Source organism: Streptomyces toyocaensis (genome assembly GCF_000725125.1).
GTDB lineage: Bacteria > Actinomycetota > Actinomycetes > Streptomycetales > Streptomycetaceae > Streptomyces > Streptomyces toyocaensis.
The window spans coordinates 35956-52412 of the sequence record NZ_JFCB01000018.1 but is presented as its reverse complement, the minus strand read 5'-3'; the positions used below and the strand labels follow the sequence as shown (position 1 = coordinate 52412).

General features: G+C 72.7%; 14 protein-coding genes, 1 tRNA gene and 1 pseudogene. 6 read left to right on the top strand and 10 right to left on the bottom strand.

Translation table 11 applies throughout. The annotated features are described in order from the left end of the window. Window positions 1-65: 65 nt before the first annotated feature. On the bottom strand, window positions 66-875 hold the full coding sequence (locus BU52_RS19835; protein ID WP_037936176.1) for a hypothetical protein: 810 nt from the start codon (window positions 873-875) through the stop codon (window positions 66-68). 220 nt (window positions 876-1095) lie between these two features. Here BU52_RS19835 and BU52_RS19830 point away from each other — a divergent pair, with 220 nt between their 5' ends. Continuing rightward, window positions 1096-1560 carry an ATP-binding protein gene (locus BU52_RS19830; RefSeq protein WP_037936173.1) on the top strand — a complete coding sequence of 155 codons (465 nt, stop codon included), beginning with the start codon at window positions 1096-1098 and terminating at the stop codon, window positions 1558-1560. A gap of 46 nt (window positions 1561-1606) precedes the next feature. Here the strand turns inward: BU52_RS19830 and BU52_RS19825 are convergent, their stop codons facing one another. Further along, complete coding sequence (locus BU52_RS19825; RefSeq protein ID WP_107061217.1) at window positions 1607-3064, bottom strand: aminopeptidase P family protein; 1458 nt, start codon at window positions 3062-3064, stop codon at window positions 1607-1609. 122 nt (window positions 3065-3186) lie between these two features. Further along, the gene (locus tag BU52_RS19820; protein ID WP_078903340.1) at window positions 3187-4698 is read right to left on the bottom strand and encodes a PP2C family protein-serine/threonine phosphatase; all 1512 of its coding nucleotides are present in this window, start codon (window positions 4696-4698) and stop codon (window positions 3187-3189) included. A gap of 504 nt (window positions 4699-5202) precedes the next feature. Here BU52_RS19820 and BU52_RS19815 point away from each other — a divergent pair. After that, window positions 5203-5871: a bifunctional DNA primase/polymerase gene (locus BU52_RS19815; protein ID WP_037936164.1), complete on the top strand. Its 669-nt coding sequence runs from the start codon at window positions 5203-5205 to the stop codon at window positions 5869-5871. 867 nt (window positions 5872-6738) lie between these two features. On the opposite strand, the gene BU52_RS19810 is transcribed toward BU52_RS19815, so the two are convergent. The 3 genes from BU52_RS19810 to BU52_RS19800 all read right to left on the bottom strand — a co-directional run bounded on the left by BU52_RS19810 (window position 6739) and on the right by BU52_RS19800 (window position 9581). Then, window positions 6739-7704 (bottom strand): DUF5926 family protein, encoded by a 966-nt coding sequence (locus BU52_RS19810; RefSeq protein WP_037936162.1) that lies wholly within the window; start codon window positions 7702-7704, stop codon window positions 6739-6741. Between the two features lie 183 nt (window positions 7705-7887). Continuing rightward, window positions 7888-8532 (bottom strand): ATP-binding protein, encoded by a 645-nt coding sequence (locus tag BU52_RS19805; protein ID WP_037936160.1) that lies wholly within the window; start codon window positions 8530-8532, stop codon window positions 7888-7890. A gap of 218 nt (window positions 8533-8750) precedes the next feature. Continuing rightward, complete coding sequence (locus BU52_RS19800) at window positions 8751-9581, bottom strand: glycerophosphodiester phosphodiesterase (protein ID WP_037936158.1); 831 nt, start codon at window positions 9579-9581, stop codon at window positions 8751-8753. Between the two features lie 289 nt (window positions 9582-9870). On the opposite strand from BU52_RS19800, the gene BU52_RS19795 reads away from it, so the two are divergent. Then, window positions 9871-11397, top strand: a complete 1527-nt coding sequence (locus BU52_RS19795) for a S1C family serine protease (RefSeq protein ID WP_037936156.1) — start codon at window positions 9871-9873, stop codon at window positions 11395-11397. 64 nt (window positions 11398-11461) lie between these two features. Continuing rightward, window positions 11462-11548 (top strand) — tRNA-Ser (locus BU52_RS19790). A 307-nt stretch (window positions 11549-11855) separates the two neighbouring features. Here the strand turns inward: BU52_RS19790 and BU52_RS19785 are convergent. The 4 genes and pseudogenes from BU52_RS19785 to BU52_RS19770 form a co-directional block, all read right to left on the bottom strand. After that, window positions 11856-12320, bottom strand: coding sequence for an NUDIX domain-containing protein (locus tag BU52_RS19785; protein WP_167343529.1), 465 nt, complete (start codon window positions 12318-12320; stop codon window positions 11856-11858). Window positions 12321-13052: 732 nt separating this feature from the next. Beyond that, window positions 13053-13463: a YunG family protein gene (locus BU52_RS19780; RefSeq protein WP_037936152.1), complete on the bottom strand. Its 411-nt coding sequence runs from the start codon at window positions 13461-13463 to the stop codon at window positions 13053-13055. 300 nt (window positions 13464-13763) lie between these two features. Then, a pseudogene (locus BU52_RS19775) lies at window positions 13764-13973 on the bottom strand (hypothetical protein); the annotation flags it as partial. Between the two features lie 85 nt (window positions 13974-14058). Then, window positions 14059-14931, bottom strand: coding sequence for a bifunctional DNA primase/polymerase (locus BU52_RS19770; RefSeq protein ID WP_037936151.1), 873 nt, complete (start codon window positions 14929-14931; stop codon window positions 14059-14061). 357 nt (window positions 14932-15288) lie between these two features. On the opposite strand from BU52_RS19770, the gene BU52_RS19765 reads away from it, so the two are divergent. Then, window positions 15289-15612, top strand: coding sequence for a hypothetical protein (locus tag BU52_RS19765; RefSeq protein ID WP_037936148.1), 324 nt, complete (start codon window positions 15289-15291; stop codon window positions 15610-15612). A gap of 267 nt (window positions 15613-15879) precedes the next feature. Further along, window positions 15880-16440: a SigE family RNA polymerase sigma factor gene (locus tag BU52_RS19760; protein ID WP_037936146.1), complete on the top strand. Its 561-nt coding sequence runs from the start codon at window positions 15880-15882 to the stop codon at window positions 16438-16440. The last annotated feature ends 17 nt before the right edge of the window (window positions 16441-16457 follow it).

Below are 16457 nucleotides of genomic sequence, written 5' to 3'. Positions count from 1 at the left end.
CCGCACGCCGGCGCGCCCCCTCGCCCCGGAGGACCCGGCAGTGGCGGAGTGGTGGTCGCGTCGCGTCAGGCGGCGAGAGCGAGTGCGGTGACGGCGACGGGCGGACCGCGGCGGATCACCGTGTGCCGGAGTGCGGGGCTTTGGGGCACGGGAGGGGCGAGCAGCGCGGTACGCGCCGCGCGCGGGGCCGCGTCCGGTGCCCCCGGGAGTCCGGCGCGCAGGGCGCGCACCAGGGCGAGCGCCGCGCGGAGCGACCGCACGAGAGCGCCCTCGGCGACACCGTGCGCGGACAGTTCCGCCAGCCGCAGCAGGGCGAGGTCGCCGTGGCGCAGCAGCCACCCCGCGGCCGTCGCCGCGAGGACGTGGCCGAGCAGCATGGGCAGCGAGGGCAGCAGCGCCGCCGGGGTCACCCCGGCAGCGGACAGGGCGTCCGCCGCGTGGGTGTCCGCCCCGCCGGGATGGATCCGGGCGTCGCTGAGGATGCGCTCGGCCCGCGCGGGGCTGATCCCCGCGGCGGTGGTCCCGCACAGCAGCCGCGCGGCCTGCTCGATCAGCGCGGCGTCGGAAGGGGGCGACGACGCGCCCGTGCCGGGTGTGCCGTGCTGCCCCAGGCCGAACAGCGTGTGCAGTGCCGTCTGGCCGAACGCCAGCAGGGCCGCGACCCCCGGCAGCGCACGCGCGCGTCCCGCGAGCGGCGCGGCGACCGCGACCGTCCCGAGGAACCCGGCGCCGAGTGTCCACAGCGGGACGGCGTCGTAGGAGGCCAGTGAGTGGCCTGCCCCGGCCAGCACGACGCAGACCGCGGCGAACACCGCGGCCCTCAGGATCCGGAGTCCTGGTCCGGAGCGCACCGTGCGCGGGTGGGGGGCAGACATGGCGGCCTCATCATCGCACCGGCTCCCCGGCCGTCGTACGGCAGGTCCACAAGATGAGGTACGCCCCGAAGCTCACATCTGGCACGGACCGTCCCACATACACCGTTCGGCTCCGTCACGCACCCGCCATATGGGCGGTGTCACGTCAACTCCACGCTTACGAACCTGGACACAGGGCAATACGTAACGGTATGTCGAGCCGCAGCCAGGAGGCTGGAGCATGAGCATCTGGTGGTCACTCCATCTGCGGCGCGATGCCGCCAGTGTGCCGCTCGCCCGGCGCCTGCTGCTCGGCACCATGGAGACCGCGGGCGTCGACCCCGAGATTTCCTACGACCTGTCCGTAGCCCTCAGCGAGGCCTGCGCCAACGCGGTCGAGCACGGCGGGGACGCCGCGCGCGGCGGCACCTCGGAGGCGTACCGGGTCACCGCCTACCTGGACGGGGAGAAGTGCCGTATCGAGGTCGCCGACGCGGGCCCCGGCTTTCCCGCCGCGACCGGTGCGCCGGCCCGCCCGCAGGTCCGCCCCGTGTCGTCCGACGCGGAGCACGGCCGGGGACTGTGTCTCATCCAGGCGCTGGCCGACCACGTCCACATCGGCAACAAGCCGGGCCGCGGTGGCGCGGTGGTGAGTTTCGACAAGATCCTCAAGTGGCGCGAGGACGCGCCGCTCGTCGCGGTGTAGCGACGGCCGGGCACGCGCGCGTACCCGGCCGTCGTCGTGCGGTGCGTCAGCCCTTCAGGCCCGCCATCCAGACCTCGACCTCGTCCGACCGCCGGGGCAGCCCCGCGGACAGGTTCCGGTTGCCGTCCTCGGTGACGAGGATGTCGTCCTCGATGCGGACGCCGATGCCCCGGTACTCCTCGGGCACCGTCAGGTCGTCGGCCTGGAAGTACAGGCCCGGTTCGACGGTGAGGACCATGCCCGGCTCCAGGGTGCCGTCGACGTAGGTCTCGGTCCGCGCGGCGGCGCAGTCGTGGACGTCCATGCCGAGCATGTGACCGGTGCCGTGCAGCGTCCAGCGGCGCTGCAGGCCCAGCTCCAGCACCCGGTCCACGGGCCCCTCGACCAGGCCCCACTCGACGAGCCGCTCGGCCAGCACGCGCTGGGCCGCGTCGTGGAAGTCCCGGTACTTGGCGCCCGGCCGCACCGCCGCGATACCGGCCTCCTGGGCGTCGTACACGGCGTCGTAGATCTTCTTCTGGAGCTCGCTGTAACGGCCGTTGACCGGCAGCGTGCGCGTGACGTCGGCCGTGTAGTACGTGTGCGTCTCCACGCCGGCGTCGAGGAGCAGCAGGTCGCCGGAGCGGACCGGGCCGTCGTTGCGCACCCAGTGCAGGGTGCAGGCGTGCGGCCCGGCGGCGCAGATGGAGCCGTAGCCGACGTCGTTGCCCTCCACCCGGGCGCGGAGGAAGAACGTTCCCTCGATGTAGCGCTCGCTGGTCGCCTCGGCCTTGTCGAGGACCTTCACGACGTCCTCGAAGCCGCGCACGGTGGAGTCGACGGCCTTCTGCAGCTCACCGATCTCGAAGTCGTCCTTGACCAGCCGCATCTCGGAGAGGAAGACGCGCAGCTCCTCGTCGCGCTCGGCGGTGACCTTGTCGGTGAGCGCCGCCTCGATCCCGGCGTCGTGGCCGCGCACCACCCGCACCGGGCCGGTGGCCTCGCGCAGCGCTCCGGCCAGCTCGCGCACGTCGGAGGCGGGGATGCCGTACAGCTTCTCGGCCTCGGCGAGGGAGTGGCGGCGGCCGACCCACAGCTCGCCCTGGCCGTCCAGCCAGAACTCGCCGTTCTCGCGGTCCGAGCGCGGCAGGAGGTAGATCGTCTCCTCGTGGCCGTCGGCCGTGGGCTCCAGGACGAGGACGCCGTCCTCCGTCCGGTTGCCGGTGAGGTAGGCGTACTCGACCGACGCGCGGAAGGAGTACTCGGTGTCGTTGGAGCGGGTCTTCAGGTTGCCCGCGGGGACGACCAGGCGCTCGCCCGGGAAGCGGGCGGACAGCGCCGCGCGGCGGGCGGCGGCCTCGGCGGCCTGCGGGACGGGCTTCAGATCGTGCAGCTCGGTGTCCGCCCAGCCGGTCTTCATGTTCTCGGCCAGCTCGTCGGACACGCCCGGGTACAGGCCGTTCTTCCGCTGCTTGACGGGCTCCTCTTCGGCAGTCTCCGGGGTCTCCGGCAGCTCCTCCGCCACGGTCATCCTCCTCGATACGGCACTGGACCACCCCCATCGTACGGTCGGGTGGAAACGGACGAACCCGGGAAGGACCCATTACCGGGGAGGCGCGGGGAGAACGGGACCCCCGTCGCGCGCCGCTACTCGAACCGCGCCGCCAGCAGCACCACGTCCTCCTTGGAGTCCGCGGTGTCCGCCTCCTCCGGCAGGACCGCGCGCAGGACGTGGTCGGCGACGGCGCCGGGGTCGCGGCGCAGTGCCCTGGGCACCCCGGCCGCCGCGGCGTGCAGCCGCGCGAAGGCGCGGTCGGTCGGGTCGCCGGTGCGGTGCAGCAGCCCGTCGGTGTACAGCAGAACCGTCTCCCCCGGTTCCGCCTGCACCTCCACGCTCGGGGCCTCCCAGCAGGCCAGCATGCCCAGCGGGGCGGAGACCGAGGTCTCGACGTACTCGGTGCGGCGGTCCCCGATCAGCAGTGGGGGAGTGTGCCCGGCCCCGGCGAGCGTGATCCGGCGCAGCGCTGGTTCGCAGTAGCCGAACAGGGCGGTGGCCGACCGGGCGGGCTCGGTGAGCCGCAGCAGCAGCTCCAGGTCGGACAGGACGGCGACCGGATCCTCGCCCTCCATCACGGCGTACGCGCGCAGCGAGGCCCGGAGCCGGCCCATGGCGGCGACCGCGCTGGGCCCCGACCCGGTGACCGACCCGACCGCCAGACCGAGCGCGGCGTCCGGCAGCGGCAGCGCGTCGTACCAGTCGCCGCCCCCGCGCGCGGACGTGCGGTGCCGCGCGGCGAGCTGGACGCCGGCGACCCGGGGGAGACGGGAGGGCAGCAGTTCCTCGGCCATCGTGGCCATGGACGCGCGCGTGCGCTCGAGTTCGAGGAGGCGGGCCAGGTGCTCGGCGGCCTGGCGGACGTGGAGGCCGGCCAGGTGGCGCTGGCGTCGCGAGGGCTCGGCCGGTTCGTCGTAGAGCCACACCGCGGCGCCGAGGCGTCCGGTGGCCTCGGTGGTGAGCGGAAGGGTGAAGCTGGCGGCGTAGCCGAGGCGGGCGGCGACCTCGCGGTGCCGGGGGTCGAGTCCCTTCTCGGCGAGCAGATCGGGTTCGGCGACGCCGTCGTCGGCGCCCGGCAGTCCTTCGAGGATCCTGCCGTACGGCAGCGAGCCGCGCGGCACCGTCTCCATGTGGCCGAGGTCCGAGCGGGCCAGTCCGAGACCGACGGTGGTGACCGGGCCGAGTCCGTCGGCGGGTTCCAGGGCGACTAGACCGCGTCGCGCGCCGACCAGTGCGGCTCCCGCGCGCAGCAGTTCCTCGAGCGCTTCGTCGAGCGTGCCCGTGCGGACCAGGCGTTCGGTGAGCTCGTGGAGGGTCGTCAGGTCGGAGACCCAGCCGGCGAGACGGTCCTGGAGCAGTGCGCCCGGGGCGCTCTGGGGGTTTGCCGCAGGGGCGGGAGAGGTACCCGGGACGGGCGTGACAGTGTGGGCGGGAGCGGGAACGGCGGAATCGATTCCGGCCACTTTCGGAGGGTGCGGGGCGTTCATGGTGTCCGGCTTTCCGACCGGTACGTACTGCTCGAAAGCATCGCAAACCCCCATGTCATTCTGCGTCGCCGGCAGTGTCTCCACATGTACACGTACTCGTGAGGGGATGTCCAGCATTGTCCTGCCGGGATTCGTGGTGTCCGTGAGGTCGCAGGTAACTTCCGCAGACCCCTTGCCGAAAAACGAAGTTGGCTTGAAACTGCCTCAGAGGGAGGCGTATTGCGGTCGACTGGGCTTGCTCGACGGAAGCGTCACAGCGGTCGTGTGGGGTACGTACTCGGTGAAGGCCAGGGGTGGTTGCGAACCGCTCGGGAACCTGGCGACGGACCCGGGCGTCCTAACCACCGACGACCGTGCCCCATCCTCCCGTGGCGGAGGCGGAGAGAACCACGCGCGACGGCAAACGCCAGACTTCGCCACCCCCACGCCACGCCCGCACTTCTGTGAGACGCAGTACGGGCGGACCGGCCGCGGAGGCAGCCCATGCTCGGCCCATAGGGGTTCCCCCTGCCCGGCGCGGGGGTGTGATGCGCCAACAGGTACGCACAGTGAAGTGATCGACACATGACGTGATGTGGACCACGGTGTTGCCAGGCGTGCAACGGAAAGGAACGAGCGCTCATGCGCGAGATCCTCGGAAGGCGACGCAGGCTCCTGTCCCGACGCGGCGACGGAGGGCCTGAGCTGATGGGTGCGGCCCTGACCTGTGCCACGCGATGGCAGTGGCCCGTACTTCCCGGAGTGGCGGCCGACCCCGAGGGCCGGTCCCGCTGCGGCTGCCCGGACCCCGAGTGCACGGTGCCGGGGGCCCATCCGTTCGACCCCGGCCTCCTCGCGGCCACCACCGACGCCCGCATGGTGCGCTGGTGGTGGAGCAACCGGCCGACGGCGCCCGTCATCCTCGCCACCGGGGTGGGCGGGGCCCCGTGCGCGGTCTCCCTGCCCGCCCTGCCGGCCGCCCGCGCGCTGGCCGCGCTCGACCACCGGGGCATGCGGCTCGGCCCGGTCGTCGCCGCTCCCGACCGCTGGGCGATCCTCGTGCGGCCGTATTCCATGGAGCAACTGGGCGAGCTGCTGTACGCCAAGGACTTCGTCCCCGGCTCCCTCCGCTTTCACGGCGAGGGCGGCTACCTCGCCCTGCCGCCGTCCGAGACGGCACAGGGCGGCGTCCGCTGGGAGCGCGCGCCGCTGCCCGGCTCGGCCTCCCCCTGGGTGCCCGGCGTCGAGGCCGTGGTCGACGCCGTGGTCGAGGCCCTCACCCGTACGGGTGTGATCGCGCCCGAGATGTAGCGGGCGGCGGCGCGCGCCGCCGCCCGGCGGGCCGCCCCGGGCCGCGTCTTCCCGGGGCATGCTTGCCCCGGCACGCCGGGGGCCGCGCCCGGACCTTCCGAGGCCCCCTGTTCGCCCTCGTGGGCGCCGGCCGGCCTGCGCGCTCGCGCTGCCGCGGGCGGTGGACTCCGCGGTCCCGGCCGGCCGGCGCCCCGCCTCCGCACCCGAGGAGCGACGCCCGTCCCTACGGCCCCCCGCACGGCGACGGCGCGGCGCTGGCGTCCGCCGGTCGGCGGGGCGTCCCCGCGTGGCCTCCACCTGTCCACCGCGCTGCGCTGCGGTCCCGTGCTCTCCACCTCCGACGGCATCGAGGCGCGGGCGTGTCTCGCGGCGCGGTGCGAGACCTCATGGGCCCGGCGGCCGGACCGTGCGGACGCACCGCGCCGTGGAGCCGGTGACGGGTCCGTCCCGTGCGGAACGCCGCGAGGCCCGGACGCGGAGCCAGCCCGCACCACACGGCGGTCGCGGAGTTCGCGCACCGCGTCCGAGCGGGACGCCTTCTGCTGCGTTCCGGAGGCAACTGAGCGGTGGGGAAGGGACGTTGACCGTCGACTGGAAGCGCCGGACGGCGGGGACGAGCTGTTGACGGCCGGTCGCGCTGTGTGAACGGCGACCGGCACACAAAGACCCGGTTGCTGGCGACGGGGGATGCACCAGCAACCGGGCTACTGGAACGGTAACAAGAGATCGGCGGTTCGCAAATTCGATCTCGGCTTTCCGGTCACGGACTGGCTTGTCCGCACCGGGAGTTGCGCATGGGACGGGCGGCGGCCGGCCGGGCGGTCCCGCCGGCCGGCCGCCGCCCGAACCCGCTGCCGCACGGGTGCCTCAGCTGAGGGTGACCTGCCGGTTCGTCAGGCCACCACGCGCGCGGCGCTCGTCGGCGGTGAGCGGTGCGTCCGAGGCCAGGGCGGTGGTGAGGCGCTCGGCGAACTCGGCAGCGGGCTTCTCCACGTCCTCGGCGCCGACCCCACCGGGCAGGTCCCAGACCGGCACGGTGAGCCCGTGAGCACGGAAGGAACCCACGAGACGGGTGCCCTCGCCGAGGGACGACCGGCCCTGGGCGTGCAGCCGCGCGAGAGCGTCCAGAAGCTGCTCCTCGGGATACGGCATGACCCACCGGAGATGGTTCTTCTCGGGCGTTTCGCACCAGTACGCGGAATCCACTCCCGACAGCTTGACCGTCGGGATGGCCGCGGCGTTGGCCCGCTCCAGGGAGGCGGTGACGTCCGGCGTGGCGTTCTCCGGGTCCGGGACCCAGAACTCGAACCCGCTGTGCACCACCGGCTCGAACGCGCCCTCGGGCGCCAGCAGGTCCTGCAGCCGGGGACCGTCGGCGGGCGCGCGCCGGGCCTGCACCGGGGTGCCCGGGTCGGCGGTGAGCGCGCGCTGCAGGGTGTCGGCCAGATCGCGGCTGATGTCCCCGGAGGACGTGTCGTTCTGCAGGCCGAGCAGGACCGAACCGTCGTCGCGGCGCAGGGCGGGCCAGGCCATCGGCAGCACCGTGGCCAGCGTGACCGACGGGACGCCTTCGGGCAGGCCGTCCTTGAGCGTCAGCTCGACGGTGGCGGCCGGCACCAGCTCGCGCAGCGCCACCCAGTCGCACTCGCCGGCGAGACCCTCGAAGGGGCGGTGCACCAGCTCGGTCACGGCGTGCGCGGCGGCGCGGCCGTGGCAGGCCTTGTAGCGGCGGCCGCTGCCGCAGGGGCAGGGTTCGCGGGCGCCGACGACCGGGATCCGCCCGTCCGTGGGCTGCGGGCGCTTGGCCTTCGTCTGGGGTCGCTTCTTGGCCATCGTGGGTGTCTCCCGGTTACGGCTCGTCTCGTACGGGCGCGAGCCTAGCCGTTCGCGCCACCGCCGACGGGAACCTGTGGACGACGGGGCGGGCCGTGGACACCGAGGGGGCGACGAGCGGCGGGGCCCGCACCGCCCCCGGCGGCGCCGGAGCCGTGCCCGGCGGCGCGCGCCGGTCCGTCCTCAGGCCAGGTCGTCGAAGACGTCCGCGAAGTCCAGTCCCGGCATGCGGGAGACCGAGGGGGCCGTCACGCGCGCCGCGAAGTCCTCGCGCCGGTGCCCGGCCCCGGCGTCCGGGTCGTACACGTCGTCGTGGACGACGACCCAGACCGTGACCTCGCCCGGGATCTCGTCGCGCACGCCCCAGTCGTCGGCCAGCGCGGTGATGATGTTCAGCCCCCGGCCGCCGTGCGCGGTGACCGACGGGGTGGCCGGCGCCGGGCGGGTCGGGCCGCCGCCGTCCGTGACCTCGACGACGAGCCGGCCGCACGGGTCCACCCGCCAGGCGGCCCGCACGTCGCCGTCCCCGGCCAGGGCGTCGCCCAGGGGCCGTCCGTGCTTGCACGCGTTGCTCAGCAGTTCGGAGAGAATCAGTACGGCGTCGTCGATGACCGAGTCCGCCACGCCCCCGTCGCGCAGTTGCGTGCGCATGCGGCGCCTCGCCTTCCCCACGCCGGCAGGACCGTGGGGCACGGCCATGCTCGACGACGTGGGCACCTCCTGTGCCACCACCAACGCCACCCCCGAGACCTCCTTCGCCCCACGCCACGGTGTGGATGCCCCATTGGCCTGAACCGGAAACCGGCCAATGCATGAGCGGTGACGCACTCGAAACGATCGAATACGCACCGAATGCGCCGGAGCACTCCCTGTAGCCGTGTGGCTGGAATTCGTCGGTGTGGCCGAGAGGTGAGGATGCGCCCGCCCGCGGTGCGAGGTCAAGAGGCTTGCGGGGAGTTTGTGGGGCGGAGGGGGCGGATGTGATCTAAGGGATCACCGAACGGTCGGCGGTCGGCGGTCGGCGGTCGGCGGTCGACGGTCAGCGGTCAGCGGCCGAGCCGGTCGAGCACCGCGCGGGGGCGGTTGGTGATGATGGCGTCGACGCCGAGGCGCACGCAGCGGTCCACGTCCTCCGGCTCGTTCACCGTCCACACGTGCACCTGGTGGCCCGCCCGCTTGAGGCGCTCGATGTACTCGGGGTGGCTGCGCGCGATGCGGATCGACGGCCCCGCGATGCTCACGCCGACGGGGAGCCGCCCGTCGCGCAGCCGTGGAGTGACGAACTGGGTGAGGTGGACCGTGGGCAGCGTCGGCGACGCGGCGCGCACGCGCTGCAGCGACCGCGCGGAGAAGCTCATGACGCGCACCGGTGAGTCCCCGGGAGAGGCGGGGGCGTCGAGGCCGAACCGCTTGAGCAGGAGCAGCAGCCTCTCCTCCACCTGACCCGCCCAGCGCGTGGGGTGCTTGGTCTCGATCGCCAGCTCGACCCGGCGCCCGGCGTCGGAGACGAGCTCCAGCAGCCGCTCCAGGGTGAGGACGGAGGTCGCCTCCGGGTCCTCCGGACGGTGCTCCCAGTCGGGCTCCTCGACGCGCGGGCCTCCGGAGGGGGCGCGGCTCTTCCAGGAGCCGAAGTCCAGGGCGGCGAGATCGGACAGCTCGAGCGCCGACACCGCACCGCGCCCGTTGGACGTACGGTTGACGCGACGGTCGTGCACGCACACCAGGTGTCCGTCGGCGGTCAGGCGCACATCGCATTCGAGTGCGTCCGCGCCGTCCTCGATCGCCTTGCGGTACGCGGCCAGGGTGTGCTCGGGGGCATCCTCGGAGGCTCCCCGGTGGGCGACGACTTGGGTCGGGTGCTGTCGTGCGTGGGTCACCGCGTCATGGTGCCACCGCGCACGGGTACCCGGGTGCCCGGAGTGGTGTGAACGGTGTCGAGGTCCGGTCGGAGGCATCGAGGTGGCGCGCCTTACGTGAGTAATGCCCTATATAAAGAATGGCCCCGGACCCACAGGAACGGCTTATGGTGCCCTGACGGCCCGTGGGAAAAGCTGACGTCATACAAAGAGACATGCACAGCTGCATCGCGCCGGACTCGTGGACGTGCGTGAACGAGCGAAACCGAGTGCGACCGAGAACAACAGCCGTGGATCGAGGAGAGAAGCTGTGAGCACCGAGAACGAGGGCACCGCGGTACCCCCGGCGCCGTCCGCACCGCCGTCCGCGCCGGTGGATGCTCCCGCTCCCTCGGCGCACCAGGGCCACCCGGGCCCGGAGACGGCACCGGGGCCGTCCGTACCGCCGCCGCCGAGCGCGCGGCCGGCGGACGGCCAGGTCCACGGCGCGGCTCCGCAGGGCCCCGAGACGGGTGCCCACGGACCCTGGGCGGCCCACGGGAACCAGGACCCGGCCTCCCACGGCTCCGCACCGAGCGGCCCGCCGCCGGGGGCCCACTCCTCCGCACCCGACGCCTCGTGGCCCCCGCCCCCGCCGCCGTCCACCCCGTCCTACGGTGACGGTGGCGCCGGGCACGGTGGTGGCTGGGGCTCCTCGTACCAGCCGCCGGCGCCGAAGAACGGCGGAGGGCGCGGCCGTATGATCGCGGCCGTCCTGGTGGCCGCGCTGGTCGCGGGCGGTGCGGGTGGCGGCCTCGGCTACACGCTGGCCAAGGAGAACGACAGCAACGGCTCGACGACCGTCTCGTCGTCCACCAGCGGCGGCAACGTCAAGCGCGATCCGGGCACCGTCGCCGCCGTGGCCGCGAGAGCACTGCCCAGCACGGTCACCATCGAGGCCGAGAGCAGCAGCGGCGAGGGCGGCACCGGCACGGGCTTCGTCTTCGACAAAGAGGGCCACATCGTCACCAACAACCACGTCGTGGCGGAAGCCGTCGACGGCGGCAAGGTGACGGCGACGTTCCCCGACGGCAAGAAGTACGAGGCCGAGGTGGTCGGCCACGCCCAGGGCTACGACGTCGCGGTCATCAAGCTGAAAGACGCCCCCTCGGACCTGAAGCCCCTCCCCCTGGGCAACTCCGACGAGGTGGCCGTCGGCGACTCGACGATCGCGATCGGCGCGCCCTTCGGTCTGTCCAACACGGTGACCACGGGCATCATCAGCGCCAAGAACCGCCCGGTGGCCTCCAGCGACGGCAGCGGCAGCCAGGCCTCCTACATGAGCGCCCTGCAGACCGACGCGTCCATCAACCCCGGCAACTCCGGCGGTCCGCTGCTGGACGCGCAGGGCAGCGTCATCGGCATCAACTCCGCGATCCAGTCCACCAGCAACGGTGGCTTCGGCACGGGTCAGTCGGGCTCCATCGGCCTGGGCTTCGCCATCCCGGTCAACCAGGCCAAGTACGTCGCCCAGGAGCTGATCAGGACGGGCAAGCCGGTGTACGCCAAGATCGGCGCGTCGGTCTCCCTGGAGGACACCACGGGCGGCGCGAAGATCACCGAGCAGGGCGCGGGCGGCTCCGAGCCCGTCGACCCGGGCGGTCCCGCCGACAAGGCAGGCCTGAAGCCCGGCGACGTCATCACCAAGCTCGACGACCGGGTCATCGACTCCGGCCCCACCCTGATCGGCGAGATCTGGACCCACAAGCCGGGCGACAAGGTCACGATCACCTACGAGCGCGGCGGCAAGGAGCGCACCACGGAACTCACCCTGGGCTCCCGCGTGGGCGACAGCTGACCGCACCCACGCCCCCCGAACCCGTTACCCTTGTCCCCGCGCCGCCGATCACCGGCAGGCGCGGGGAGGCGTGCCCGAGCGGCCGAAGGGAACGGTCTTGAAAACCGTCGTGGCAGCGATGTCACCGTGGGTTCAAATCCCACCGCCTCCGCTGGATGAACAGTGAGAACGGCCCCTGACCTGGACATCCGGTCAGGGGCCGTTCGCATGTCCGGTCTCGGTGCCTCCCCGGTGTTCCCCGTGATTCCCCGCTCGATCGGGCACGGCTGGGGACACGGGAGCCGGAATCAGCTGTCGCGGTTGCTGTACGTCACTGCTGTACCGCATCCTCCAAGAAGCAAGGTCGCCGATGCCGTTGCGTCTGCGTACGCGCTGACGATCTCGGCGACCGGTGAAGTGACGAGCACGATCATCAGGCGCACCGACGGGGCTTGACGTCGCTGGGGTGGCGGTCAAGCTCAGCGCACGGCGAGTGCCTCGGTGAACATCGCAAGATAGCTGTCGTGAGCGAGGCGCAGTTCTCCGAGTTCGTGTTCCTGGAACCACGCGATGGCATCGTGTTCGTCCAACGCGGCATTGACCGGGGCTCCCGTCCAACTTTCGATCAGCCAGATCTGCATGTCGAAAGAGTCGGTATGGATCTGCTGCAGGGGCGGGCCCGCAGGCACCACGACCTCGATCCCGAGCTCCTCGTACAGCTCCCTGGCCAGCGCCGCACCGGGAAGCTCTCCAGGTTCCACGTGTCCACCGGGTAGGTCCCACACGTCGGGGTACCAGCGGCGCTCGGGAGATCGGTGACACAACAACACCCTGTTGCCGTCGCGCAGCAACGCCGCGACGATCCGAGCCCGAGTAGCGCCTTGCGCAGAAGTCGACACATGAGGAGTCTGCCAGCGCTGTGCCCCGGCCAGCCAACAGGCCATGGGCCGCGTCTGCTCGACTCTGCCTGGGTCGACGGCGGACGGGATGGGAGCACCCCGCGCAGCCCACTACGGGCCCGCGAGATGTCGCGGCGGTCGGGAGCCGGCTCGTGTACCCGGCTCGGCACAGGCGCTCGTGCGCGTCGGCCACGTCGCCGGGTACTGGCCGGCAGATCATGAATTCCTGATCCGGGTAGGTCATCAGCCCGGGGATGCCGTGCCGTACGCCGGGTATCCGTCCGTGCGTGAGCGCTTCGGTGTACCACTCCTACGATGCGGCGACCACCGTGTGGGCGTTCGCTCTGTCCGTTCTGGTGGTGTCGGCCGTGGCCTGGTACGTCCGTCGTCGCCGGTAGCCGTGTTCTGCGTGGTCACGGCCCGTCCTCCGCGCGTGTGCGCCTGACGAGCAGTGAGAACGGCCACCGACCCGGGTAGTCGGTCAGTGGCGCCGAGGGCGGAGTGTGTTCGGGGAGGGGGGATGGCCGTGGGTGTGTCCGTTGCCTACAAGGGGCTCGATTCGATGCCGACGTGGTTCGTCGTCGTCATCGGGGTGCTGGCCGCGGTCGGGATCGTCCTGGCCTGTCTGCGGGGGCGCTGACCCGGTTACCGGGTGTGCCGGTTTCGTCTGCGTGCGCGGATCAGGCAGAAGGTGACGGGCAGCTCCGCTCACGTCGGCTCCTCGCCCATGGTGCTCCCACCTTCGGTCACGGGCGTTGTGACGCGGGGCGTGAGCGATCAGTTCCGTGGCTCTCCGTGGAGCGGGAGGGGTCCGAGGTGGGGGACGAGGCGGTCGCGCAGGAGGAGGTACTCGTCCCAGCGGCGGGGCAGGGGGCCCGGGGGGCGTGCGACGGCGCGGGCGGTCGTGATCTTCTGGCCGCGGCGGAACTGTTCGCGTGTCAGGTCGAGTTCGACGCCGCTGGGAAGGCGGTTCCACCAGTGGTAGCCGTGCCGGGACCCGTCCAGGCGGACCTCGCCGACCATGAGCTCGCCGCCGAAGAGGTCGTTGACGACCAGGGCGGTGATGTCGCAGTGGCCCAGGGCGGGATTGTCCGGCTGCCAGTCGGGCAGGTCGTCGGGTGAGCAGGTGTCGGCGGCCCAGCAGGCCCGCAGGGCCCTGTCCAGGTCGAGCAGGTTCCAAGGCGGCATGCCGGCAGCATCGCAGCCCGCACTGACACCCGGCCCGGGAGCCGGGTCGGGACGCTGCCCGCAGCATGCGCAGCCGGGCGATCTCCGTGGCGTTCTTCATCGGTTCGGCGTTCAGGTCGGTGTGGATGTGGGTGTCGGTGTCGGTGAGATCGTCCAGGAGGGCGAGCCGTTCCGTGCGCAGGGTGCGGAGCCGGTCGACGGTGGGCGCGCCCTCGCCGGGCCGGGCGACGTCGGTCCGCTCCCGAGGGCGGCGCCCCCGCGCGTGTGGTCCGGCGTCACGCTCCACCACCGGTCGATCTACTGGTCGGGGTACTCGCGCGGGGGCGGGATCAGGTGGACCGGAGTGCCCGGGAAGGCCTGCTCGGACGTGCGCAGCAGTCCGTCGATCCGGCGGTCGTTCAGGATCCTGCACGGGTAGCCCTCGAGCAGCCCGCCGTACGTGGACGACATCCGCAGCTCGTCGAGGTCGACCGAACGGCCGGAGGTGAGGAGGACGCGGGCGAGTGCCATCGTCGGCACTTTGGAACGGTGGTGCATGCGGGGCTTTCGGTTTTTCGGGCGGGCGGTCTTCCGGGGGACGACGGGAGGAGCGGCGTCAGGGGCGGTGGGCCGTCATGCGCGCGGCCGACGCGATCGTCGCGCGGGCCTCGCGTGCGGACAGGCCCGTGCTGACCGCGGCGTCGGCCAGGGAATCCGCCAGGGCGGGGCCGATGCCCTCCTCGTAGGCACGGCAGGCCGCCCAGAACAGCCGGGTGTTGCGCTGGCCCTCGTGCGCCGCGAGGACGAACTGGACGAGGCCCTGGCCGTGTCCGCCGGTGGACGGGGGCGTCGGGTGGTGGGGGCGTGGCGGCGGGAGGAGCAGGCGCAGGAGGGCGGGCGGACAGGCCGCCGGGGCGAGGTGCGCGGTGCCGGGCGCGGGCGTGTACGTGCCGTGGTCCGTGCGGGAGCCGGGGCCGACCAGGTAGCCGCCCGCGCCCCGGATGTCGATGCCGGGCGCCAGGCGGCCGGCGGAGTTGGGGACGACCACGTGCGGCGGTCCGCTCAGCCACAGGTGGCGGCCGCCGCTCGGGGTGAGGACGACCACCGTGGCGGGGATCGTGAACAGGTGACGCTGCGCCAGTTCGCGCAGGGCGGTGAAGGAGTCCGTGCCGGTCTTGGTGTCCAGGTCGACGCCGATGAGGTGGTGCGGGGGGAGGCCGCAGGCGATCCCGTAGCCGGTGGCGCGGGGAGCGGCGGCGAACAGGGCGCGGATGCGGGCGGGATCGGTGGTGGCGTCGTGGACGCCGTGGCCGAAGCGGCCGCACTCGCCGTGGCAGGGCGGTGCCACCGGGTCCGGGGTGTCGCGGTGCGGGGAACGCAGGGCCGGGAGTTTCGTCCTGGACAGGGGGATGACGGCCAGTCCGCGCTCGGCGGCGGACAGGGCGTGCGCGAGGGCCAGGGTCGTGGCCTGCCGGTCGGTGGTGGCCATGCCTCTATGTTCGTACAGATGTTCGAGTATGGGAAGGGGGAGGGTGGCCGACACGCCGGGCCGGTGGGGTGGGCGGAGAAAGTGCCGGAACGCTTCCGCCCGTGCGGTGCCCGGGGTGCCGGTGTCCCTGACGGCGCGCTGCCCGACCGTCGGGGCGTTGCGGGGTTTATCGGCTCGTTGTCACGCTTGCGTGCGAAGAGCGGCTTGAGAGGTGGTTCGGCGGGATCCGGTGGGCGACCCTGATCTCGCGACGTCGTGCACAGCACCGGGGCGGGGGGCAACGGCCCCGGTGGAAGCCGTACTTCACGCACAGACGGCCATGCGCCGGTGCGTCCTTGGTTCTGGAGGGAACACAACATGGCAAGCATCCGTACCGCCCGTGTCATCGCCGCCGTCTCCGCGCTTCCGCTCGCGGCCGCCCTCTTCGCCGGCGTCGCGACGGCGGACAGCGGCGCCCTCGCGGACGACGGATCGAACGCGACGGCCACGAGCTCCGCGGCCGACGCCCTCGGCAGCGGCGTGGGCGGCGACAACTTCGGCACCTCGGCCACCGCACAGCAGCAGGCCACCGGCCCCGGAGCCGCCAACCAGAGCAACTCCGCCCAGGTCAACAACTCCGCCTTCACCGCCGTCAACCAGGGCACCGACAACGTGGCCATCAGCTTCAGTCCGCTGTGGTGAGGCAGGCCCGCTGACGGGACCGTGTGTGCTTCGTGGGGTGCGAGGCGTCCGCGCGGCGGTGCTCCGGTGCCGCCGCGCGGGCGTTCCCGGGTGCCGTGCCGCCGACGGGCCGCGCGCCGCGGGCATCGGGGGTCGACCCGCAGTAGCCCTCACCCGCTCGTCCACCTTCAGGAGGTGCGGCGGACCCCACCCCTACAACCTGAGGGGGACCCGGCTTCGGGACCTGCGGCCGATCCGCCGGACGGGGCCCGCTCATAGCGTGGAGACATGACCACACCCGTCTGCACCAGCGCTTCGAACGCCGCTGCTCCACCGACGCAGATGCTTCCGTATCCGTCGTTCTCGTCGTACATGAGGGCCCGCCAGCCGGTGCTCCTGCGTACCGCCCGGTCGCTGACCGGGAACCCGAGCGACGCGGAGGACCTGCTGCAGACCGCGCTCACCAAGACGTACGTCGCCTGGGAGCGCATAGAGGACCACCGCGCGCTCGACGGTTACGTGCGCAGGGCGCTGCTCAACACGCGCACGTCGCAGTGGCGCAAGCGCAAGGTCGACGAGTTCGCCTGCGACGAGCTGCCCGAGCCCGAACCGGTGCCCGGCGGCGACGACCCCGCCGAGCTGCAGGCGCTGCGCGACGCGATGTGGCGCGCGATCATGCGGCTGCCCGCGCGGCAGCGGGCGATGGTCGTACTGCGGTACTACGAGGACCTCAGCGAGGTCCAGACGGCCGAGGTGCTCGGCGTATCCGTCGGGACGGTCAAGTCCGCCGTGTCGAGGGCTCTCCGCAAGCTTCGCGACGACGCTGAGCTGGGACTTGTTCGAAACTGACGGAATAAGTCCTTCGG